Annotated in this window: 15 protein-coding genes; 9 read left to right on the forward strand and 6 right to left on the reverse strand. The window is 74.2% G+C overall.

The window, feature by feature from the left end:
• Nucleotides 1-29 precede the first annotated feature (29 nt).
• The gene (locus IF83_RS0107055) at nucleotides 30-1,553 is read right to left on the reverse strand and encodes an FAD-dependent oxidoreductase (protein ID WP_030543186.1); all 1,524 of its coding nucleotides are present in this window, start codon (nucleotides 1,551-1,553) and stop codon (nucleotides 30-32) included.
• A gap of 187 nt (nucleotides 1,554-1,740) precedes the next feature.
• Between IF83_RS0107055 and IF83_RS0107060 the strand changes: the two genes are divergently transcribed.
• From IF83_RS0107060 to IF83_RS0107090, 7 genes are all read left to right on the forward strand, one after another.
• Nucleotides 1,741-1,938: a hypothetical protein gene (locus IF83_RS0107060; protein ID WP_030543187.1), complete on the forward strand. Its 198-nt coding sequence runs from the start codon at nucleotides 1,741-1,743 to the stop codon at nucleotides 1,936-1,938.
• Nucleotides 1,939-2,153: 215 nt separating this feature from the next.
• On the forward strand, nucleotides 2,154-2,861 hold the full coding sequence (locus tag IF83_RS0107065; RefSeq protein ID WP_030543188.1) for an endonuclease V: 708 nt from the start codon (nucleotides 2,154-2,156) through the stop codon (nucleotides 2,859-2,861).
• A gap of 249 nt (nucleotides 2,862-3,110) precedes the next feature.
• Nucleotides 3,111-3,410 (forward strand): YciI family protein, encoded by a 300-nt coding sequence (locus IF83_RS0107070; protein WP_030543189.1) that lies wholly within the window; start codon nucleotides 3,111-3,113, stop codon nucleotides 3,408-3,410.
• A 267-nt stretch (nucleotides 3,411-3,677) separates the two neighbouring features.
• A complete protein-coding gene (locus IF83_RS0107075) occupies nucleotides 3,678-4,850 on the forward strand; it encodes a CaiB/BaiF CoA transferase family protein (protein ID WP_078843243.1) in 1,173 nt (390 codons plus the stop codon).
• 91 nt (nucleotides 4,851-4,941) lie between these two features.
• Nucleotides 4,942-6,084 carry an acyl-CoA dehydrogenase family protein gene (locus IF83_RS0107080; protein ID WP_030543191.1) on the forward strand — a complete coding sequence of 381 codons (1,143 nt, stop codon included), beginning with the start codon at nucleotides 4,942-4,944 and terminating at the stop codon, nucleotides 6,082-6,084.
• A gap of 197 nt (nucleotides 6,085-6,281) precedes the next feature.
• On the forward strand, nucleotides 6,282-7,496 hold the full coding sequence (locus IF83_RS0107085) for an acetyl-CoA C-acetyltransferase (RefSeq protein WP_030543192.1): 1,215 nt from the start codon (nucleotides 6,282-6,284) through the stop codon (nucleotides 7,494-7,496).
• Between the two features lie 71 nt (nucleotides 7,497-7,567).
• Entirely contained in the window at nucleotides 7,568-9,748 is a 2,181-nt protein-coding gene (locus IF83_RS0107090) for a 3-hydroxyacyl-CoA dehydrogenase NAD-binding domain-containing protein (protein ID WP_030543193.1), read from the forward strand.
• Between the two features lie 115 nt (nucleotides 9,749-9,863).
• Here the strand turns inward: IF83_RS0107090 and IF83_RS0107095 are convergent, their stop codons facing one another.
• The 3 genes from IF83_RS0107095 to IF83_RS0107105 form a co-directional block, all read right to left on the reverse strand.
• Nucleotides 9,864-11,351 carry an ABC transporter substrate-binding protein gene (locus tag IF83_RS0107095; RefSeq protein ID WP_051722525.1) on the reverse strand — a complete coding sequence of 496 codons (1,488 nt, stop codon included), beginning with the start codon at nucleotides 11,349-11,351 and terminating at the stop codon, nucleotides 9,864-9,866.
• 124 nt (nucleotides 11,352-11,475) lie between these two features.
• Nucleotides 11,476-13,485 (reverse strand): hypothetical protein, encoded by a 2,010-nt coding sequence (locus IF83_RS0107100; RefSeq protein WP_030543195.1) that lies wholly within the window; start codon nucleotides 13,483-13,485, stop codon nucleotides 11,476-11,478.
• Between the two features lie 198 nt (nucleotides 13,486-13,683).
• Entirely contained in the window at nucleotides 13,684-14,412 is a 729-nt protein-coding gene (locus IF83_RS0107105; RefSeq protein WP_030543196.1) for a MerR family transcriptional regulator, read from the reverse strand.
• Nucleotides 14,413-14,758: 346 nt separating this feature from the next.
• On the opposite strand from IF83_RS0107105, the gene IF83_RS0107110 reads away from it, so the two are divergent.
• Both IF83_RS0107110 and IF83_RS0107115 read left to right on the forward strand, forming a co-directional pair.
• Complete coding sequence (locus IF83_RS0107110; RefSeq protein WP_051722545.1) at nucleotides 14,759-16,516, forward strand: BCCT family transporter; 1,758 nt, start codon at nucleotides 14,759-14,761, stop codon at nucleotides 16,514-16,516.
• Between the two features lie 173 nt (nucleotides 16,517-16,689).
• On the forward strand, nucleotides 16,690-18,402 hold the full coding sequence (locus tag IF83_RS0107115; protein WP_030543198.1) for an ABC-F family ATP-binding cassette domain-containing protein: 1,713 nt from the start codon (nucleotides 16,690-16,692) through the stop codon (nucleotides 18,400-18,402).
• On the opposite strand, the gene IF83_RS0107120 is transcribed toward IF83_RS0107115, so the two are convergent.
• Together IF83_RS0107120 and IF83_RS0107125 are read right to left on the reverse strand one after the other, a co-directional pair.
• A complete protein-coding gene (locus IF83_RS0107120) occupies nucleotides 18,389-19,360 on the reverse strand; it encodes an EamA family transporter (protein WP_051722526.1) in 972 nt (323 codons plus the stop codon). The two genes, IF83_RS0107115 and IF83_RS0107120, sit on opposite strands and share 14 nt — an antisense overlap.
• A gap of 408 nt (nucleotides 19,361-19,768) precedes the next feature.
• A complete protein-coding gene (locus IF83_RS0107125) occupies nucleotides 19,769-22,180 on the reverse strand; it encodes a Tex family protein (RefSeq protein ID WP_030543200.1) in 2,412 nt (803 codons plus the stop codon).
• Nucleotides 22,181-22,268 lie beyond the last annotated feature (88 nt).

Raw genomic sequence — 22,268 nt, forward strand, 5'->3', positions numbered from 1 at the left:
ACGGTCCCCGGGTACCCCAGCCGTCACCGCTAAACGTCGCGGGGAGCCAGCGGCCGGGTGGCCGGACCCTGGATGACCTGGCCGTCCACCCCGAACCGGGAGCCGTGGCAGGGGCACTCCCAGGCCCGCTCGCCGGCGTTGAAGGCCACCAGGCAGCCCATGTGGGTGCAGCGGGCGGACACCGCGTGCACGGAGCCCTCCTCGTCCCGGTAGACGGCGCAGCTGCGGCCGCCGCTCCGGACGACGGCGCCCGCGCCGGGCGGGATGTCGTCCACCGCGTCGGTGTGCGCGGTCCTCAGCCGGTCCCCGATGAAGTGCCGGCCCACGGTGGCCTGGTGCCGGAGGAGACCGGCGCCCTCCCGGACGGTGCTCAGCAGCCGCCGCGGGTCGTACAGCCCCGCCCACTCCGGGGTCTCGCCGCGGATGAGCGCCGACAGCAGCCGGCCCGACATCACACCGCTGCTCATGCCCCAGCCGCCGAATCCGGTGGCGACGTAGGTGTGCCGGGCGCCCGGGTGCAGCGGGCCGACCATGGGCACGGTGTCGGTGGGGTCGTTGTCCTGCGCGGCCCAGCGGTATGAGATCTCCGTGCCCGGGAAGTGCCGGGCCGTCCAGTCCGCCAGCCGCCGGAAGCCCTCGTCCGCGTCGGCCGTGCCCGGCAGGAAGCTCTCGCCGGTGACGACGAGCAGCCGCTGTCCGTCCGGTCCGGGCGCGGTCCGCACCGAGCGCTTGTTCTCCTCCTGGGTGATGTACATGCCCGCGGGATCGAGGCCCGCGGGAAGCGGGCCGGCGACCACCAGTTCGCGGTGCGGCGAGAGCTTGGCGAAGCCCAGGGAGCGGTCGAAGACCGGGTAGTGCGTGGCGACCACGACGTCGCGTGCCGTCACGGTCGCGCCGCCCTCCGTCGTCACCCGGCAGGGTGTGCCCTCGTGCAGTCCGGTGACCCGGGACCGCTCGAAGATCCGTCCGCCCCGGGCCCGCAGGTCCTCCGCCAGCGCGAGGAGGTACTTGCGCGGGTGGAACTGCGCCTGGTCCTCGACCCGCACGGCACCGGCGACGGGGAAGGGCAGGCCCGTGCCGGTGACGTAGGAGGCGGGGAGCCCGGCCTCGGCGGCGGCCCGCGCCTCGGCCTCCAGCGCCGCGGCGGACGCGGGGTCCCGGACGTAGGTGTACGCCGGCAGCCGCTCCAGATCGCAGTCGATGCCCAGTCCGGCCGCCGTCGCGGCGACGTGCTCCACCGCGTCCTGTTGCGAACGCGCGTACAGCCGGGCGCCGTCGGCGCCGCGCGTCGTGCGCAGGCGGTCGTAGACCAGGGTGTGCAGGGCGGAGACCTTGGCCGTCGTGTATCCGGTGACACCGGCGGCGATGCGGTCCGCCTCCAGAACGACGACACCGAGGCCCGCGCGGGCCAGTTCCCACGCCGTGCACAGTCCGGCGATGCCGCCGCCGACCACGGCGACGTCGGTCTCCAGGTCCGTGTCCAGGGAGGGATGGGAGGTCCGCGGGGTGGTGTCGATCCAGTACGACTCGTGCGTGCCCGGAAGATCTGTCATGGAGCAGCGGGTGCCCCGGACGGCCGCGTTCTGCACCTGCCGGGAGGCTCCCGGGGGCCCCGGGGGACGCCGTCGCCCGGGGCGCGGGGGCAACGGGCGGATGCCCGCGCGGCAGGTGACGCTGAGTACCGCGGCTGAGTACTCGCACTCATGTGTGGTGTCAGTGGCAGGGGACAGGATGTGAGGCATGGAGAAGATCGCGAACACCCGGGTCCAGCAGTTCCAGCCGCAGTACCGTGCGCAGGGCGGTGACGCCCTGCCGTACGCCGGCGGGCAGGCCGTCGCGGGCGCCATGAAGGCGGCCCTGGCGCTCGGCGGCGCCGCCGCGGTGCTCTGGGTGATCTTCATGGTGTACACCCTCACCTTGTGGACCCTGGGCGGCTGACCGGCCCGACCGGCTGAGCGGTGCGCTCCCAGCCGCACGCCCCCGTTCGTCCCCCCGGCCGTCCCCGCGGCGGCCCCGCGGTGGCAGGATGCGGGACACCGGACGGCGGAACGGCCCCGCGGCGGACGCCGCGGCCCGTGCGGCCGGCCCGGAACCACAGCCGCTGAGCGGAAACCCCCGGCCCCGCGCCGGGGAGCGAGGGGGAGGACGGGCCCATGCGAGCGCGACGGACAGCCGGGAACTGGCCCGCCACGGAAGCCGAGGCGGTGGCCGAGCAGAACCGGCTGCGGGAGCTGGCCGACACGGCCGGCCCGGGTCCGGCGCCGGGCGAGGCCCGGACGATCGCGGGCGTGGACGTCGCCTACGACGAGGCGACCGGCCGGCTCGCGGCGGCGGCCGTCGTCCTGGACGCCGAGACGCTGGAGCCCGTCGCGGAGGCGACCGCCACCGGCCGCGCCGCGTTCCCGTACATCCCCGGCCTGCTGGCCTTCCGTGAACTCCCGCCCGTCCTCGACGCCTTGGCGCGGCTTCCCGAACCGCCCGCCCTGGTCGTCTGCGACGGCTACGGCCTGGCGCATCCCCGGCGGCTGGGTCTCGCCGCACACCTCGGCGTGCTCACCGGCATCCCGTCCTTCGGCGTCGCCAAGACCCCGTTCGGCTTCGCCTTCGAACCGCCCGGCCCCGAGCGCGGAGCCGCTTCGCCGCTGCTCGACGGCGCGGAGGAGGTGGGGCGCGCGCTGCGCACCCGGGAGGGCGTCAAGCCGGTCTTCGTCTCCGTGGGCCACGGCATCAGCCTGGAGCACGCCGTCGCCCACACCCTCCGGCTCACCCCGCGCTACCGGCTGCCGGAGACCACCCGGCGGGCCGACTCCCTCTGCCGCCGCACCCTCACCGCCGCCCTCGCGGACATCACCCGGGCCTGAACGGCCGGCCCCCGCCCTGGCCCCGGCGCCGCATCCCGCGCAGTCTCCGCCGCCCCGCGCTCCGCTGCTCCGGCCCGCGTCTCCGCCGTACCCGCGCAGCCCGGCTTCCCGCACCGGCCGTTGCGTCCCGTCCGCCCGCACCGCCGGACCACCGGACCACCGGTCCGCCGCAGGGCCGCCGTCGGACCCCCGCCGGCCACCTGCCCGGGGCGCGCCGGCCTCCCGCGGCGGCGTGCGTAGGGTGAGCCCATGTTCGTACTCGAATTGACCTACTGTGCGCCCGCCGAGCAGATCGAGGCCCTCCGCGAGGCCCATATGGCCTGGGTGGACGAGCAGTTCCAGGCCGGGGAGTTCATCGCCTCCGGCCCCAAGAAGCCGCGCGACGGCGGGGTGATCCTCGCCGCGGGCGCCGACCGCGACCGGGTGGAGGCCATCGCGGCCAGCGACCCCTTCGCGCAGGAGGGGGTCTGCGAATACCGGATCACCGAGTTCACGGCGAGCCGCACGGTGCCCTCCCTGCGGGAGTACCGCCAGTCCGCGCGGAGCTGACCCGCGCGGCCGGAACTCCGGTGAACCCGGGCACCGGCCCCTGTCCCGGCGACGCGGCGGCCTTCCAGGCCGCCGCGTCTCACGTTTTCGGGTGTCCGGGGTCACGAGGGCTTGTGCGAACAGGAACACGTTCTTAGCATCGGTGGTGTTACAGCGATGGTGTCATGCCGGGCCGCGCGGCGGTCACCGCACCACCACTGGTGGCACACCAGTGCGGCGTCACCGCGGCATCACCGCGGCACACAAGGTTTGGGGTCTGAGGTCTCGATGGCAGTCACCGGGAGCGGTCCGCTGGCGGGAGTGCGCGTGGTGGAGCTGGCGGGCATCGGCCCGGGCCCGTTCGCCGCCATGCTCCTGGCCGACCTCGGCGCCGACGTCGTCCGCGTCGACCGCCCCGGCGGTGCCGGGATCGGCATCGATCCGGCGTGCGACCTCACCAACCGCAACAAGCGCTCGGTCCTGCTCGACCTCAAGACGGCGGCCGGACGGGCGGCCGTGCTCGACCTCGCCGCCCGCGCGGACATCCTGCTGGAGGGCAACCGGCCCGGCGTCACCGAGCGCCTCGGTGTCGGACCGGAGGACTGCCTGGCCCGCAACCCCCGTCTGGTGTACGGCCGGATGACCGGCTGGGGCCAGGAGGGGCCGCTCGCCCCGCGCGCCGGGCACGACATCGGCTACGTCGCCGTCACCGGCGCCCTCGGCATGATCGGCCCGGCCGGCGGGCCGCCCGCCGTGCCCGCCAACCTCCTCGGCGACTACGCGGGCGGCTCCCTCTATCTCGTCGTCGGCGTCCTCGCCGCGCTCCAGCACGCCCGGACCACCGGCACCGGACAGGTCGTCGACGCGGCCATCACCGACGGCACCGCCCACCTCACCACGATGATCCACGCCATGCTGGCCGCCGGCGCCTGGCAGGACCGCCGGGGCGCCAACCTGCTCGACGGCGGCGCCCCCTTCTACGGCGTCTACGAGACCGCCGACGGCGGCTGGATGGCCGTCGGCGCCCTGGAGGAGCGCTTCTACGAGGAGTTCACCCGCCTCCTCGGCCTCGGTGAGGAGACGCCCGGCCGCGCCGACCCGGGCGACTGGCAGGCGCTGCGCGCCGCCGTGGCCGACCGCTTCAGGACCCGCACCCGCGCGGAGTGGACCGCCGTCTTCGCCGGCTCCGACGCCTGCGTCGCCCCCGTACTGTCCCTGCGCGAGGCCGCGGACCACCCGCACCTCGCCGCCCGCGGCACCTTCACCGACCACGGCGGCATCACCCAGCCCGCCCCCGCGCCGCGGTTCTCCGCGACCCCGGGCGCCGTCCGCACCCCGCCCGCGCTGCCCGGCGCCGACACCGCCGAGGTGGCCGCGGACTGGGACGTCCCTGGCCTCACCGCCGCGGCCCCGCCCGCCGACCCCGGGGCCCCGGGCCCCTCCGCCGCCCCCGCCGGCTGATGGCGCCCCGCGCCGCGTCGCCGCCCGTGCCCGTGCCACCGCCCGTGCCACCGCCCGTCCCGCTCCCACCACCCCGCCCAGGAGGCGCGAGTTGCAGCGCACCGTCTTCACCGCCGAGCACGAGGCGTTCCGCGAGACCGTCCGCACCTTCCTGCGCAAGGAGGTGGAACCGCACCACGAGCGCTGGGAGCGGGAGGGCGTCGTGGACCGCTCCGCCTGGCTCGCGGCCGGCCGGCAGGGACTGCTCGGCCTCGCCGTGCCCGAGGGCTACGGGGGCGGGGGGACCGCGGACTTCCGCTACAGCGCCGTCCTCACCGAGGAGTTCGCCCGGGCCGGTGCCTCCGGCCTGGCGATCGGCCTGCACAACGACATCATCGGCCCGTACCTCACCAGCCTCGGCACCGAGGAGCAGAAGCGGCGCTGGCTGCCCGGCTTCTGCGGCGGCGAGATCATCACGGCCATCGCCATGACGGAGCCCGGCGCCGGCTCCGACCTCCAGGGCATCCGCACCACCGCCACCGACGCGGGCGACCACTGGGTGCTGAACGGCTCCAAGACGTTCATCTCCAACGGCATCCTCGCCGACCTCGTGATCGTGGTGGCCCGCACCACGCCCGAGGGCGGCGCCAAGGGCCTCAGCCTGCTCGTCGTCGAACGCGGCATGGAGGGCTTCGAGCGCGGCCGCAACCTCGACAAGATCGGCCAGAAGGCGCAGGACACCGCCGAACTGTTCTTCCGCGACGTCCGCGTCCCCAAGGAGAACCTCCTCGGCGAGGAGAACGGCGCCTTCCTCCATCTGATGACCCATCTCGCCCAGGAGCGGATGAGCATCGCCGTCGCCGCCATCGCCGGCGCCGAGGAACTCCTGGAGATCACCAAGGCCTACGTCACGGAGCGGGAGGCCTTCGGCCGTCCGCTGGCGAAGCTCCAGCACATCCGGTTCGAGATCGCCGAGATGGCCACCGAGTGCGCCGTCACCCGCGCCTTCCTCGACCGCTGCATCGAGGAGCACGCGGCCGGGCAGCTCGACGCCGTGCACGCCTCGATGGCCAAGTGGTGGGCCACCGAACTGCAGAAGCGGGTCACCGACCGCTGCCTCCAGCTCCACGGCGGCTACGGGTACATGACCGAGTACCGGGTCGCCAAGGCCTTCACCGACGGCCGCATCCAGACCATCTACGGCGGCACCACCGAGATCATGAAGGAGATCATCGGCCGGTCGCTCCTCGGCTGAGGGCGGTCCGTGCGGCAGCATCCGCACGGACGCCACCGCCGGACGGGCCCGCACGGCGACGGAACAGCACGCACGGCACAACGCTCCCGCACCACCGGGACGACCCGCACCAACGACACCAGCGGGCGACCCGCACGACCCCCTCCCCGCCCGCCCCGGGCGGCACGGCATCGACCAGCACGGAAAGGCTGCCGACCTTGAGCACCGAAGCGTACGTCTACGAGGCGATCCGCACCCCGCGCGGCCGCGGCAAGGCCAATGGCGCCCTGCACGGCACCAAGCCCATCGACCTGGTCGTGGGCCTCATCCACGAGCTGCGCCACCGGCTCCCCGGGCTGGACCCGGCGGCGATCGACGACATCGTGCTCGGTGTCGTCAGTCCCATCGGCGACCAGGGCTCCGACATCGCCAAGATCGCGGCCATCGCCGCCGGACTCCCGGACACCGTGGCCGGCGTGCAGGAGAACCGCTTCTGCGCCTCCGGTCTGGAGGCCGTCAACCAGGCCGCCGCCCGGGTGCGTTCCGGCTGGGAGGACCTGATCCTGGCCGGCGGCGTCGAGTCGATGTCCCGGGTCCGCATGGGCTCCGACGGCGGCGCCTGGGCCATGGACCCGATGACGGCCTACGAGACCGGCTTCGTCCCGCAGGGCATCGGCGCCGACCTGATCGCCACCGTTGAGGGCTTCACCCGCCACGACGTCGACTCCTACGCCGCCCTCTCCCAGGAGCGCGCCGCCGAGGCCTGGAAGGACGGCCGCTTCCAGCGCTCCGTCGTCCCCGTCCGCGACCGCAGCGGCCTGACCGTCCTCGACCACGACGAGCACATGCGCCCCGGCACCACCGCCGAGTCCCTGGCCTCCCTCAAGCCGTCCTTCGCGGGCATCGGCGAGATGGGCGGCTTCGACGCCGTGGCGCTGCAGAAGTACCACTGGATCGAGAAGATCGACCACGTCCACCACGCGGGCAACTCCTCCGGCATGGTGGACGGCTCGGCGCTCGTCGCCATCGGCAGCGAGGAGGTCGGACGCCGCCACGGCCTCACCCCGCGCGCCCGGATCGTCTCCGCCGCCGTCTCCGGCGCCGACCCGACGATCATGCTGACCGGACCGGCGCCCGCCGCCCGCAAGGCGCTCGCCAAGGCCGGGCTGACCATCGGCGACATCGACCTGGTCGAGATCAACGAGGCCTTCGCGGCGGTCGTCCTCCGCTTCGTCCGGGACATGGACCTGGACATCGAGAAGGTCAACGTCAACGGCGGCGCCATCGCCATGGGCCACCCGCTGGGCGCCACCGGCGCCATGATCCTCGGCACCCTCGTCGACGAACTGGAGCGCCGCGGGCAGCGGTACGGGCTCGCCACCCTCTGCGTCGGCGGCGGCATGGGCATCGCCACCGTCGTCGAACGCCTCTGAGCTCCCCCGGGCGCCCCGGAGCGCCCCGGAACCGGCCCTTCCCGACCCCCTCCACGGAGACTGCGAACACCATGAGCGAGCCCACCACCATCCGCTGGGAACAGGACGGCGACGGTGTCGTCACCCTCGTCCTGGACGACCCCCGGCAGTCCGCCAACACCATGAACGCCGCCTTCCGCGACTCCCTCACGGCCGTCGCCGACCGCCTGGAGGCCGAGCGCGACTCCGTCCGCGGCGTCATCTTCACCTCCGCCAAGAAGACCTTCTTCGCCGGCGGCGACCTCCGCGACCTCAGCCGGATCACCCCCGATCTGGCCCAGCAGGCGTTCGACTCCGGCATGCGCATCAAGCGCGACCTGCGCCGCATCGAGACCCTGGGCAAGCCCGTCGTCGCGGCCCTGAACGGCGCCGCGCTCGGCGGCGGCCTGGAGATCGCCCTCGCCTGCCACCACCGCGTCGCGCTCGACAACCCCAAGGCCAAGTTCGGGCTGCCCGAGGTGACCCTCGGCCTGCTGCCCGGCGGCGGCGGTGTCGTCCGCACCGTGCGGCTGCTCGGCATCACCGACGCCCTGCTGAAGGTGCTGCTGGAGGGCCGCCAGTACAACCCGGCGCGGGCCCTGGAGGCCGGCCTCGTCCACGAGGTGGCCGGCAGCGAGGAGGACATGCTCGCGCGGGCCCGCGCCTTCATCGACGCCCACCCCGAGTCGCAGCAGCCCTGGGACGTCAAGGGCTACCGCATCCCCGGCGGCACCCCGTCCACGCCGAAGTTCGCCGCCAACCTGCCCGCCTTCCCGGCCAATCTGCGCAAGCAGCTGAACGGCGCGCCCTACCCGGCGCCGCGCAACATCATGGCCGCCGCCGTCGAGGGCGCCCAGGTGGACTTCGAGACCGCCCAGGTCATCGAGGCCCGCTACTTCACCGAGCTGGCCACCGGCCAGACCGCGAAGAACATGATCCAGGCGTTCTTCTTCGACCTCCAGGCCGTCAACTCCGGGGCCAGCCGCCCGGACGCCGCCGAGCCGCGCACCGTCCGCCGGGCCGCCGTGCTCGGCGCCGGGATGATGGGCGCCGGCATCGCCTACTCCTGCGCCCGCGCCGGCATCGAGGTCGTCCTCAAGGACGTCTCGCTGGAGGCCGCCGAGCGCGGCAAGGCGTACTCCGCCAAGCTGCTGGAGAAGGCCGTCGCCCGCGGCCGCACCACCGAGGCCGAGAAGGACGCGCTGCTGGCCCGGATCACCCCGGCCGCCGACCCGGCGGCGCTGGCCGGCTGCGACGCCGTCATCGAGGCGGTGTTCGAGAACCCGGAGCTCAAGCACCGGGTCTTCCAGGAGATCCAGGACGTCGTGGAGCCCGACGCGCTGCTCTGCTCCAACACCTCCACCCTCCCCATCTCGCTGCTCGCCGAAGGCGTGAAGCGGCCGGAGGACTTCGTCGGCCTGCACTTCTTCTCGCCCGTCGACAAGATGCCGCTGGTCGAGATCATCAAGGGCGAGCGCACCGGCGACGAGGCCCTGGCCCGCGCCTTCGACCTCGTCCGGCAGATCCGCAAGACCCCGATCGTGGTCAACGACTCCCGCGGCTTCTTCACCTCCCGGGTCATCGGCCACTTCATCAACGAGGGCGTCGCGATGGTCGGCGAGGGCATCGACCCGGCCTCCGTCGAGCAGGCCGCGGGCCAGGCCGGCTACCCGGCCCGGGTGCTCTCCCTGATGGACGAGCTGACCCTCACCCTGCCCCGCAAGATCCGGGAGGAGACCCGGCGGGCCGTGGAGGAGGCGGGCGGCAGCTGGGAAACCCACCCGGCGGACGCCGTGATCGACCGCATGGTCGACGAGTTCGGCCGCACCGGCCGCAGCGGCGGAGCCGGCTTCTATGACTACGAGGACGGCAAGCGGGCGGGCCTCTGGCCGGGCCTGCGCGAGCACTTCACCCGGCCGGACGCGGAGATCCCCTTCGCGGACATGAAGGAGCGGATGCTCTTCTCCGAGGCCCTGGACACCGTCCGCTGCCTGGAGGAGGGCGTGCTCACCTCGGTGGCCGACGCCAACATCGGCTCCATCATGGGCATCGGCTTCCCCGCCTGGACCGGCGGCGTCCTCCAGTACATCAACGGCTACGAGGGCGGGCTCCCCGGCTTCGTCGCCCGCGCGCGGGAGCTGCGGGAGACGTACGGCGAGCGCTTCGCGCCGCCCGCGCTGCTGCTGGATAAGGCGGAGAAGGGCGAGACCTTCACCGACGGCCCGCGCGGCTGAGCCGGCGCGCGGTGGGACCGCGCCGGTCCCGGGCAGGGGAGCGGCGTGCGGACGGGCCCGGTGGATTCCTCCACCGGGCCCGGCCCGTGGGGCGGCGGGCGCGCCGTCCGCGGCCTCAGCGGTCGTCGCCGCGGATCACGTCGTCCAGGGCGAAGTGCCCGTTCGGACCCAGCTTCAGGACGGGGACGGCCCGGTCGATCGGGTCGCCGTTGTTGCGGAAGGAGAGGAAGCCGCTGGCCCCCTCCACCCCCTGGTCCCGTCCGCGCAGCTGCCGGAACCTGCGCGCCACCGCCCTCCCGCTGAGCTCGCTGCCGTCGAGGGAGGTCATCCGGACCGCGGTGATCGCGGTCAGCACCGCGTCATGGGCCATCATCGCCTGGGCGTCGTCGCGCCGTTCGGAGGGGAACAGCCCGCTCATCAAGCCGCCCTCCTGGAAGAACGCGGCGGACGGCCGCGACACCGCGGTCCTGTCCCCCTCCCACATGTCCGGGTGGGCCAGGCCGGTGTAGTACACGACGACGCCCTTCTCGGCGGCCTCACGGAGCTGGTCGGTGGTGAGGTTGGTGGTGTCGTCGCCGGTCATCACCGTGAAGTCCCGCTGCTGGCACTTGCGGTTGGCGAGCTTGTTGATGAACGACATGAGGTGCTTGCCCCGGCCCGCGAAGTAGACGACGTCGGGCTCCTCGCCGCACAGGTTCTGGACGATCCAGCGCAGCTCGCCCTCCCAGCTGTCGGGCTGCGAGGCGTCGTATCCGGAGTTCTCCTCGGGAAGGGTGTGCTTCTTGTCGGGGAACACCTCGCGGAACTCCTCGGCGAGCGTCCGCGCGTAGAGGTTGCCCGCCGCCTCGTCCTGGACGATGACGGCGTCCTCGTACCCCCGCTTCTTCAGGAACGCGGAGGCGGCCCGCGCCTCGTCCCGGTTGGTCGGCGCGACCCGGACGAGACCGGGGATGTCGGTGAGGTTGGTGGCGCTCATGGTGCTGGCCACCATGGCGATGCCTTCCTCGGAGAGCCGCTTCATGGCCTTCTTGTTCTCATCGGTGCTGGGCCCGAGGCCCGTCACCGCCAGCAGCCGTTCCTCGCGCCGCTCCGCCCGGCTCAGGGCGATGAGCCGGTCCACGGTGTACTGCCAGTGCTCCGCGCCGCTGCCGGTGTTGGCCACCAGCAGCCGGATCTCGGGGGAGCCGGAGAGGTCGTCCCGGTTGGCCCGGTACTGGGCCAGATACGCCCCCTGAAGCTGGCGCCGGACGGCGTCCCGGGAGTTGCTGTCGTCCTTCTCGACGGTCAGCGAGGTCATGTAGGCGAGGGTGACGTAGTTCTTCTCCTCCTTCATCACCCGCCGGTTCTCGGCACCGATCTTCCGCTGGATGCCCGTCAGATGCCCCGCGAAGGCGAACTTCGGATCCGTCACCCCGTCGGTCACGCCGACGCACTCCTCGTCCGGGCCGTGTTTCTCCACGCCCTCCGCGCCCTCCAGGCACTGGATCTCCCGCTCCTGCCACCAGCCGTACAGCCGCGGAGCCCCGAGCCCCAGGACCAGCGCCGCCACCAGGATGCCGACGGCCCAGTGCACCACCGGGCGGGTCGGCCGCCACATCTCCATGTCCCCACTCCCCGTCGTCCGCGTCGTCCCCGTCGTCCCCGTCGTTACTGTCGTCCCCGTCGTCCTGCCGCGTCCGTGCCCGGGACCGCCCGGCCGGGGGCGGCCCGCCGCCCGCGGGCGGGTCTCACTCGTCGCGCCACTGCCGATAGCGCTCCGCCTCGTCGTACAGCGGGACGATCCCCGAGCCGCGCAGCGCGGCGAGATGGTCGAAGTTGCCGGCGATCACGGCGTTGAGCCGCCGGCCCGGGTCGCTCAGCGGATCGCTCCATATCCACCGGGCCACCACCAGCCGCCGGACCACCGCCTCCAGCGACATGGCCGGGGCGTGGCCGCCCGTGGTGAGCGAATCCAGCAGCCGCAGCGGCGGGACCGTCTTGTCCAGCCGGTTGGGCGCCGAGGTCACCAGGTCCAGGTCGCGGATGAAGTCCTCGCTGCCGCGCTCCGTGAACCGGCGCGCCAGCAGGGCGGCGACCGGGTCCGTCTCACCCAGCGCCAGCCGGTGGTACATCTCCTCCAGCTCCGGGTCCCCGCCGGGCGCCCGCTCCGCCGGGCGCTCGCGCACGGCCCGGAAGTGCGCGGCCAGCCGCGCGTGGCCGTCCCGCCACATCTCCTCGTCGGCCGCCAGCTCCCACAGCAGCAGCCGGCGCAGCCAGGGATGGAGGACGAGCCGGCCGTCCTCGGCCGCGAGCAGCCAGCGCTCCCGCAGCAGCCCCGGCAGCGGCTCGCCGTGGTCGCCGGCGCCCGTCCCGAACACCTGGGCGCAGACGGAGAGATCGCGGGCGGCGGACCAGCGCACGAGCATGGCGCGGCGGTCGCTCCCCGGCTCGTCCGCCAGATCCTCCAGGAGATAGCCCAGCGACGCCTGGGCGAGGGTGGGTGCCCCCGGGTCCGGGCCGGGCACCGGAGGCGCCGGGGGCAGCCCCGGTACCCGGCGCAGGGAGGCGTAGGGATCGTCCTCGGCGGCGGGATGCTCCCGGGCGGCGCGCAGCAGGGTGTTGACGGTGTGCCGGACGGCCCAGGGCAGCCCGCCGGTGAGCCGCTGCACCCCGGGGACGATGTCGGGCCGGCGGGGCGCGCCGGCGCACAGCACCCGGGTGTCGGCGAGCCGCAGCGGCCGCAGCTCCAGGGGGTACCACCAGAAGTCGTCGGAGCTCTCGCCGCCCCGCCCGGCCTCCCAGTGCGCGAGCGAGGCGAGATCGGAGTCCTGCGGCCGCAGCGCCCACTGGACGCCGGTGGCCGGGCCCCACTCGGGCAGCCAGCGGTGCACGCTGGCGAGGGTGACCAGCGGATCGCAGCCGCGCCGCGCGGCCTTGTCCTCGTGCCGCGCCTCCAGCAGCAGTTCCAGGAACCTCCGCCCGGTCTCCGTATGGCAGTTGTCGAGCAGCAGCAGAAAGGCGCGGTGGTTGAGCCAGCCCCTGGCGTGGTCCCGCAGATCGGCCAGGAAGGCGCGGAAGAGGACCCGTTCGACGTCCTGGGGGCCGTTCTCCCGGCCGTCGGAGCGGTGCTGCCAGGAGTTGAGTTCGACCAGCGCGTCCGCCGGGTCCGCGCAGGGCGGGATGCGCCCGTCGCCGTACCAGCCGATGCCGCGGTTGAGGGCCCGCCACGGGAGCTGGCCGGTGCGCGGGGTGACGGAGGACAGGACGGCGGCCGCGGCGTCGGACACGCCGGGCGGGGCGTCCAGGGCCTCCGCCAGGACCTCCGCGAGCTGGCCGAGGAAGCTGCCGTAACGACCCTCGCGGTTGCGGAGTTCGTCGCGGATCAGCCGGGGCAGCCTGCGCCGCGAGTGGGCGCGGAGCAGATCCTCCATCGGCGTGCCGGTCGTCAGCAGGCCGACGATGAAGCGCGGGAAGCTCGGCTCCTTGTAGTTCGTCAGCTTCCGTTCCAGCTCCCGGGCCAGACCGCCCAGGACGGTCCGGATGTCGAGCCCGGCCGCCGCGTCGAAGTTGAGATACGCGCAGGGGGTGCGCGGCGCGAACCTCTCCTTGACGTAGGCGTGCAGATCCGTCGCGCCTATCCCGGTCGGCCCCAGCAGGACGGTCACCGGCCGGTCCGCGCCGGGAGGCAGGGCCAGGCAGTCGCGGATGAGTTCCCGTACCGGTTCGCGGCCGCGCAGACCGCCCGGCAGTTCAGGCATGGCGTCCCCCGTGTGTCGGCGCGTGTCCCACGGCTCTACCCGCGTCGTGCGGACGCCAGTCTTTCCCGTCCGCCCCAGCCGCCGGCCGGGAAACGGAAAGGTCGTAACGGAACGGATATGAACCGTGCGACTGCGTGATGGCCCCGGACATCCGTACGGGAGCGCGCCTCACCCCCCAGGGGGCCGGCGCCGCGCGCCTCACTCCTCCGGGAAGGAGTCCCGCAGTTCCTCCCGCATGGACCGCTGGAAGGCCGTGACCAGGGCCTGCACCACCAGCGGCTGCATGTGCGCCGACAGCACGCGCACCGTCTCCACCTGCTCCGGGTCCTCCTCCCGCTCGCGGTAGGGCTCCCAGACCTCGTCCCGGAAGAGCCGGCTCAGCTCCCGCGCCGCCTCCCGGGTGTGCTCCAGGACGACGGAGCGGGCCGCGAGGACCGTCTCCAGGCCGATCGGCACGTCGAGCAGCCGGACGCCCAGGTGCAGCATCGGGGGGTCCACCCGGAAGACGTCCGGGTCCTCCGTCCGCACCGCCACGTTCATCGCGGCGAGCCGGTCGATGTCGTCCTCCTCCAGCGGCCGGCCCGCGCGCCGCTCCAGCTGCTCGCGGGTGGCCTCCTCCGCCGGGTCCGGGGCCCAGGACGCGACCAGCGCCCGGTGGATGGCCAGATCCTCGGCGCTGAGGTCGTCCGGGAGCCGGCGCAGATAGCGTTCGATGGCGGCCAGTGTCATGCCCTGGTGCCGGAGCTCCTCGATCAGCGCCAGCCGGGAGAGATGCTCCTGGCCGTAGCGCCCCACCCGGCGCGGGCCGATCTCCGGGGGCGGCAGCAGTCCGCGGGTGCTGTAGAAGCGGATGGTGCGCACGGTCACCCCCGCGCGGGCGGCCAGCTCGTCGACCGTCAGGCCGTGGGCGGTCAGCTCCTGGGGCATCGGCGGCGTCTCGCTCTCTCGTCCTCGGGGACAGGACGTGCAACAGTATTGCTGTCTCACCGCCGGTGTGAAACCTCCCGGAGCGGGTGATCGGCATGGGGCCGCCCGGCCGCTCCGCGCGTGCACCGGGCTCTACACGGAGGGCAGCAAGGAGTCAAGTCACCGCCGGGACGAATGCGACGGATGATGAGCGGGTATCGGACACCGGTGTTCGCTCGGTAGGAAGTCGAAGAAGGGTGCAGAGGTGTCGGAGAGAGAACAGCGGCCGAAGGAGGGCGGCGGGTCCTCCGCCGCCCCCGACCACAACGAGGGCGGCGGGGGAGCCCACACCGCTCCCGTCCACGAGGTGGTGGCCCTGCTTCCGGGCAGCCCTCACCTCAGCCGCCCCCCGCGGACCGACCGCGTCGTCTTCGGCGTCAGCGCCGTGCTCGCGCTCGCGTTCGTCCTCTGGGGCTCGCTCGCGACCGAGACGCTGAAGAGCGTCTCCGGCTCGATGCTCGAGGGGCTGATGCACAACGCCGGCTGGGCGTTCGTCCTGGCGGCCTCCGGCTTCGTCGTCTTCGCCCTGTGGCTGGCCGTCAGCCGCTACGGCCGGATCCCGCTGGGCGCCGAGGACGAGAAGCCCGAGTTCCGCACCGTCTCCTGGGTCGCGATGATGTTCAGCGCGGGCATGGGCATCGGCCTGATGTTCTACGGGGTGAACGAGCCCCTGGCCCACTTCACCGACCCGCCGCCCGGCACCGACCCCGCCGACTCGGCCGCCGCGATGCGCACCGCGATGTCCACCACCCTCTTCCACTGGACGCTCCACCCCTGGGCGATCTACGCCGTCGTCGGCCTGGCCATCGCCTACAGCACCTTCCGGCGCGGCCGCCGGCAGCTGATCAGCTCCGTCTTCAAGCCGCTGATCGGTTCCCGGTACGCGAACGGCTGGGGCGGCCGGGTCATCGACATCCTCGCCATTTTCGCCACCCTCTTCGGATCCGCCACCTCCCTGGGCCTCGGCGCGCTGCAGATCGGCAGCGGCTTCACCGAGCTCGGCTGGATGGGGCAGGTGGGCACCGGCCTGCTCGTCGCGATCATCGCCGTGCTGAGCGTGGCCTTCATCGCCTCCGCCGTGTCGGGCGTGGCCAAGGGCATCCAGTGGCTGTCCAACATCAACATGGTGCTGGCCGTGGTGCTCGCCCTGTTCGTGTTCGTCGGCGGCCCGACCGTTCTGATCCTCGACCTGCTGCCCACCTCTCTCGGCGGCTACCTCCGCGACCTGCCGCAGCTCGCGGGGCGGACGGAGGCCGCCAGTGGTGAGGACGTCGCCGGCTGGCTGTCCTCCTGGACGGTCTTCTACTGGGCCTGGTGGATCTCCTGGACGCCGTTCGTGGGCATGTTCATCGCCCGCATCAGCCGGGGCCGCACCATCCGGCAGTTCATCGGCGGGGTGATCCTCGTCCCCAGCGGCGTCAGCCTGGTCTGGTTCGCCGTCTTCGGCGGCACGGCCATGCGGTTCGAGGAGCTCGGGCGGCTCGGGGACGAGAAGACCCCGGAGGGCCAGCTCTTCGGCGTGCTGCGGGAGTTCCCCCTGGCGACGGCGGCCGCCGTGCTCGTCATGGTGCTGGTCGGCATCTTCTTCGTCTCCGGCGCGGACGCGGCCTCCGTCGTGATGGGCACCCTCTCGCAGGGCGGCTCCATCGAACCGCACCGGACGGTCGTCATCTTCTGGGGAGTGGTCACCGGGGCGGTCGCCGCCGTGATGCTGCTCGTGGGCGGCGGGGGAGGCGACGCGCTCTCCGGCCTCCAGCAGATCACCATCCTCGCCGCCGCACCCTTCACCCTCGTCATGATCGGGCTGTGCGCGGCCCTGCTGCGCGATCTGCGCCGGGACCCGCTGATCGTGCGCGGGGAACGGGCCGAGGCCGCCATCGAGACGGCCGTGATCGCCGGCCACGAGCAGTACGCCGGCGACTTCGCCCTCCACATCGGACCGGGCGACGGGGAGAACGGCTCGGACGACGACGGGGCCGGTACGGCCGGCACGGCGGACACGGCGGGCGGGGGCACCCCGCACCGCCCCGGCGGCTCCCCGGAGAAACCCGCGAACGGGACCTGACGCCGCCGGGCCGGGCGCCCCGGGCCGGGCGCCCGGCCGCGGCCGCGGCCGCGGCCCGGGCCCGGGCGCGCCGAGGCTCGGGAGCCGGGCGGGAGGCCGCCGCACCCGGTCACGAAGCCGCGGGACGGCAGCCGGCGGTCCGGCCCGCGCCGCCCCCTAGAATCGGCCTCCTCATGAACGCCACCCTCGTCGCCAAGAATCTCGCCGCTGGCCACGGCGAACGCTCCCTGTTCTCCGGTCTGGACCTGGTCGTCGCCCCCGGTGACGTGATCGGCCTCGTCGGCGTCAACGGCGCGGGCAAGTCCACCCTGCTCCGGCTGCTCGCCGGGCTCGACACCGCCGAGGACGGGCAGGTGCGGCTCAGCCCGCCCACCGCGACCGTCGGCCATCTCCCGCAGGAGCCCGAGCGCCGGCCCGGCGAGTCGGTGCGGGACTTCCTCGCCCGCCGGACCGGGGTGAGCGCCGCCCAGGCCGCGCTGGACGCCGCCACCGAGGCCCTCGTCGAGGAGAAGCCCGGCGCCGACGACGCCTACGCGACGGCCTTCGACCGCTGGCTCTCCCTCGGCGCGGCCGACCTGGACGAGCGCGCCGGGGAGGTCACGGCCTCCCTCGGTCTCGACACCGGCCTCGACCGGCCCATGACCACCCTCTCCGGGGGCCAGGCCGCCCGTGCCGGTCTCGCCTCCCTGCTCCTCAGCCGGTACGACGTCTTCCTGCTCGACGAGCCCACCAACGATCTCGACCTGGACGGACTGCAGCGGCTGGAGACGTTCGTCCGCGGGCTCCGGGCCGGCACCGTCCTCGTCAGCCACGACCGCGAATTCCTCACCCGCACCGTCACCAAGGTCCTCGAACTCGACCTGGCGCAGCAGCGGGTGAACCTCTTCGGCGGCGGCTACACCGCTTATCTGGAGGAACGGGAGACCGCCCGCCGCCGGGCCCGCGAGGCGTACGAGGAGTACGCCGACACCCGCGCCGGCCTGGAGGCCCGGGCCCGCACCCAGCGTTCCTGGATGGAGAAGGGCGTCAAGAACGCGCGGCGCAAGATGAGCGACAACGACAAGATCGGCCGCAACGCCCGCACCGAGACGACCGAGAAGCAGGCCGCCAAGGCGCGGCAGACCGAACGGCTCATCGAGCGCCTGGAGACGGTGGAGGAGCCGCGCAAGGAGTGGGAGCTGCGGATGGAGATCGCCGCCGCGCCCCGCTCCGGCGCCGTCGTCGCGACCCTGCGCGCCGCCGAGGTGCGGCGCGGTGACTTCCGCTTCGGCCCGGTCGATCTGCAGATCGACTGGGCGGACCGGGTCGCCATCACCGGCGCCAACGGCTCCGGCAAGACCACGCTGCTCGCCGCCCTCCTCGGCCGCCTCCCGCTCGACTCCGGGCAGGCCGCGCTCGGGCCGGGCGTCGTCGTCGGCGAGGTGGACCAGGCGCGAGGACGGCTCTTCGGCACGGATTCCCCGGACGGCGCGGGCGGCGCGAACGGCGCGGGAGCCGTGAACGGCGCGGGAGCCGCGGGCACGGGCGCCGCCCCGCTGCTGGAGACGTTCCGCGCCGCCACCCCCGAACTGGACCCGGCCGAGGCCCGGACGCTGCTCGCCAAGTTCGGCCTCGGCGCCGCCCACGTCCTGCGGCCCGCCGCCACCCTCTCGCCCGGGGAGCGCACCCGCGCGGCCCTCGCCCTCCTCCAGGGCAAGGGCGTCAACCTGCTGGTCCTGGACGAGCCGACGAACCACCTCGACCTGCCCGCCATCGAGCAGCTCGAATCGGCCCTGGCCTCGTACAACGGCACGCTGCTGCTCGTCACCCACGACCGCCGGATGCTCGACGCGGTGCACGTCACCCGGCGGATCGAGGTCGCCGGGGGACGGGTCACGGAGCGCTGACGGGCGGGGTGCGCGGGGCGCCGGCGGGCCGGGTGCGCGGGGCCGGGGGAGTGAGCACCGCGCCGATGCTGGCGGCCACCACCAGCCCGATGGCCAGGCCGGTGACCAGCGACAGGGCCTGATCGAGGACGAGGAACCCGGCCACGGCCGCCACCGCGGGCTCCACGCTCATCAGCACGGCGAACGTCGCGGCGGGCAGCCTCCGCAGCGACGCCAGCTCCAGGCTGTACGGCAGCACGGATGACAGCAGGGCCACGGCCGCGCCCAGCCCCAGCGTCACCGGGTCCAGCAGCGTCCGGCCGGCACTCGCCACGCCCAGCGGCAGACTCAGCGCGGCGGCCACCACCAGGGCCAGCGCCAGCCCGTCGCTGCCGGCGAAGCGGCGGCCGGTGCGGGCGGACAGCAGGATGTAGAGGACCCACAGCGCGCCCGCGCCCAGGGCGTACGCGACGCCGGCGGCGTTCAGCTCGTCGAAGCCGCCGCGCCCCAGCAGCAGGACGCCGCCGAGTGCCAGGACCGCCCAGAGCCAGCTCACCGCGCGCCGGGACGCCACCACGGACAGCACCAGCGGGCCCAGCACCTCCAGGGTCACGGCCGCGCCCAGCGGAATCCGCTCGATCGCCTGGTAGAACAGCGTGTTCATCCCGCCGAGGGCAAGCCCGAACGCGGCCACCAGACCCCAGTCGGCCCGGCTGTGCCCGCGCAGCCGCGGCCGGCACATCACCATCAGCACCACGGCCCCGAACAGCAGCCGCAGCGTCACGACCCCCAGCGCGCCCGCGCGCGGGAACAGCAGGGCCGCCACGGCCGCGCCGAACTGCAGCGACAGGGCGCTGCCCAGGACGAGCCCCGACGCCCGCGCTCTCCCGCCGGGCCGCCGCCCGGACGGGCCACGGCCGGCGCCGGTGGCCGCGGCGGGCCCGGGGGAGGTGTCGTGAACTGCGAGGTCGTCGGGCATGAGCCCCACGCTAAACGGCCGCCGCCGTCTTCCGGAAACCGGATTCCGGGCCGGCACCCCGGTCCACCGGAGCGTTCGCCGTCCGGGACGGGAGGGCCGCCGGGCGAAGGCGGCGCAGGCGTCTCACGGGCGGCGGACCGCTGGGCGCACCGGATGGCCGGCGCGCGGTTCACAGCGCCGCTACCCGCGCCGCACCCCCGCGACCCGGAGGACCCGCGCGTCGAACCGCCCCCGGCCCCGGCTCAGCCGCCCCTGGGCGGCGCGGGCCCGGCGAGCCGGCAGGTGGTCGGTGCGCGGGCCGGGTTACGGCGCGCGGCGCACCGGCCGTTTCCAGGACCCGCACGACGTGCGGCCGACGGACCGCGGCCCCGGCGTAACCGCCACGCCGGGGCCGGCCGCCCCCGGCCGCTACGAGCGGCCGCCGCCCTCGGGTTTCAGCAGGCCCGCCCGGCGCAAGGCGTCGGCCATCGCGCCGTTCGCCGGGGCCGCGTCGCGGCCGCCGCCGGCCCGGTTCCCGCCCCGGCCCGCGCCCCCGCCCCGGCCGCCCTGGCCGCCCTGCCCCGGCCGGCCCTGCCGGGGCTGGGGCGCACGCCCGGTCCGCCGCTCACCGCCGCCCCCGGCCGGGGCCGCCGCACCGGGGGCCGGCACCTCGTCCTCCAGCCGCAGGGTGAGCGAGATCCGCTTCCGCGGGACGTCCACGTCCAGCACCTTCACCCGGACGATGTCGCCCGGCTTCACCACGTCCCGCGGGTCCTTGACGAAGGTCTTCGACATCGCGGAGACGTGCACCAGGCCGTCCTGGTGCACCCCGATGTCCACGAACGCCCCGAACGCGGCGACGTTGGTGACGACGCCCTCCAGCAGCATCCCCGGCCGCAGGTCGCCGATCTTCTCGACGCCCTCCTTGAACGCGGCGGTGCGGAACGCCGGCCGCGGGTCGCGCCCCGGTTTCTCCAGCTCCTTGAGGATGTCCGTGACGGTCGGCAGTCCGAAGGAGTCGTCGACGAACTCCTCCGGCCGGAGCCTGCGCAGCACGGCCGTGTTGCCGATCAGGCCCCGCACGTCGCTGCCCGCCGACCGCACGATCCGGCGCACCACCGGATAGGCCTCCGGGTGCACGCTGGACGCGTCCAGCGGGTCGTTTCCGCCCTGGATCCGCAGGAAGCCCGCGCACTGCTCGTAGGCCTTCGGCCCCAGCCGGGCCACGTCCTTGAGCTCCTTGCGGGTCTTGAAGGGGCCGTGGGCGTCGCGGTGGGCGACGATGTTCTCGGCGAGCCCGGCGCCGATGCCGGAGACCCGGCCGAGCAGCGGCGCGGAGGCGGTGTTGACGTCCACCCCGACGCCGTTGACGCAGTCCTCCACGACCGCGTCGAGCGAGCGGGAGAGCTTCACCTCGGAGAGGTCGTGCTGGTACTGGCCGACGCCGATCGACTTGGGGTCGATCTTCACCAGCTCCGCCAGCGGGTCCTGCAGCCGGCGGGCGATGGACACCGCGCCGCGCAGCGAGACGTCCAGCTCCGGCAGCTCCTGCGAGGCGAAGGCGGAGGCCGAGTACACGGAGGCGCCGGCCTCGGAGACCATCACCTTGGTGAGCTTCAGCTCCGGCTCGCGCGCGATGAGATCGGCCGCCAGCCTGTCCGTCTCCCGGGAGGCCGTGCCGTTGCCGATGGCGATCAGCTCGACGCGGTGCTCGCGGGCCAGCCGGGCCAGGGTGGCGAGGGAGGCGTCCCACTTCTGCTGCGGGACGTGCGGGTAGATCGTCTCCGTGGCGGCAACCTTGCCCGTCGCGTCCACCACGGCCACCTTCACGCCGGTACGGAAACCGGGGTCGAGACCCATCGTGGCGCGGGAGCCGGCCGGGGCCGCCAGCAGGAGATCGCGCAGGTTCGCCGCGAAGACCCGCACGGCCTCGTCCTCCGCCGCCTGCCGCAGCCGCAGCCGCAGGTCGATGCCGAGGTGGACGAGGACGCGGGTGCGCCAGGCCCAGCGCACGGTGTCGGCCAGCCAGCGGTCCGCCGGGCGGCCGCGGTCGGCGATCCCGAACCGCCGGGCGATCGCCGCCTCGTAGGCCGTCGGCGCCCCGGCGGTCTCCGGCTCCTCCGGTTCCAGGGCGATATCGAGGACGTCCTCCTTCTCGCCCCGGAACATGGCGAGGACCCGGTGCGAGGGCAGCTCGGTGAACCCCTGGGAGAAGTCGAAGTAGTCGGCGAACTTGGCGCCCGCCTCCTCCTTGCCCTCCCGGACCTTCGCCGTCAGCCGGCCCCGGGTCCACATCCGTTCGCGCAGCTCGCCGATGAGGTCGGCGTCCTCGCCGAAGCGCTCGGTGAGGATCGACCGGGCGCCGTCCAGCGCCGCCGCGGCGTCCGCGACGCCCTTCTCCGGATCGACGAAGGCCGCCGCCGCGGCCCGCGGCTCGATCGAGGGGTCGGCCAGCAGGCCGTCGGCCAGCGGCTCGAGTCCGGCCTCCCTGGCGATCTGCGCCTTGGTGCGCCGCTTGGGCTTGAAGGGGAGGTAGATGTCCTCCAGCCGGGCCTTGGAGTCCGCGGCCAGAATGCTCGCCTCCAGGGCGGCGTCGAGCTTGCCCTGGCTCCGCACCGACTCCAGGACGGCGGTGCGCCGCTCCTCCAGCTCGCGCAGATAGCGCAGCCGCTCCTCGACGGCGCGCAGCTGCGCGTCGTCGAGCATCTCGGTCGCTTCCTTGCGGTAGCGCGCGATGAACGGCACGGTCGAGCCGCCGTCGAGCAACTCGACGGCCGCTCTGACCTGCCGTTCCCGTACGCCGAGCTCCTCGGCGATCCTGCCCTCAATCGACGTCGTCACGATCCCGTTCCGCCTTGTCGTCGTGCTGGAGCCTGCATTGTGGCAGGCGGCACGGACAGCCGGGCCGGTGACTCGTCGGGCGGGCGCG

The sequence above is a fragment of the Streptomyces albus subsp. albus genome (genome assembly GCF_000719865.1).
Lineage (GTDB): Bacteria > Actinomycetota > Actinomycetes > Streptomycetales > Streptomycetaceae > Streptomyces > Streptomyces albus_E.

Bases quoted from the DNA above. Each gene is read 5' to 3' on its own strand.
- IF83_RS0107120 (WP_051722526.1), bottom strand. From the start codon at position 19,360: ATGCCCGACGACCTCGCAGTTCACGACACCTCCCCCGGGCCCGCCGCG.
- IF83_RS0107100 (WP_030543195.1), bottom strand. From the start codon at position 13,485: ATGCCTGAACTGCCGGGCGGTCTGCGCGGCCGCGAACCGGTACGGGAA.
- IF83_RS0107060 (WP_030543187.1), top strand. From the start codon at position 1,741: ATGGAGAAGATCGCGAACACCCGGGTCCAGCAGTTCCAGCCGCAGTAC.
- IF83_RS0107095 (WP_051722525.1), bottom strand. From the start codon at position 11,351: ATGGAGATGTGGCGGCCGACCCGCCCGGTGGTGCACTGGGCCGTCGGC.
- IF83_RS0107090 (WP_030543193.1), top strand. From the start codon at position 7,568: ATGAGCGAGCCCACCACCATCCGCTGGGAACAGGACGGCGACGGTGTC.
- IF83_RS0107055 (WP_030543186.1), bottom strand. From the start codon at position 1,553: ATGACAGATCTTCCGGGCACGCACGAGTCGTACTGGATCGACACCACC.
- IF83_RS0107115 (WP_030543198.1), top strand. From the start codon at position 16,690: ATGAACGCCACCCTCGTCGCCAAGAATCTCGCCGCTGGCCACGGCGAA.
- IF83_RS0107065 (WP_030543188.1), top strand. From the start codon at position 2,154: ATGCGAGCGCGACGGACAGCCGGGAACTGGCCCGCCACGGAAGCCGAG.
- IF83_RS0107075 (WP_078843243.1), top strand. From the start codon at position 3,678: ATGGCAGTCACCGGGAGCGGTCCGCTGGCGGGAGTGCGCGTGGTGGAG.
- IF83_RS0107070 (WP_030543189.1), top strand. From the start codon at position 3,111: ATGTTCGTACTCGAATTGACCTACTGTGCGCCCGCCGAGCAGATCGAG.
- IF83_RS0107105 (WP_030543196.1), bottom strand. From the start codon at position 14,412: ATGCCCCAGGAGCTGACCGCCCACGGCCTGACGGTCGACGAGCTGGCC.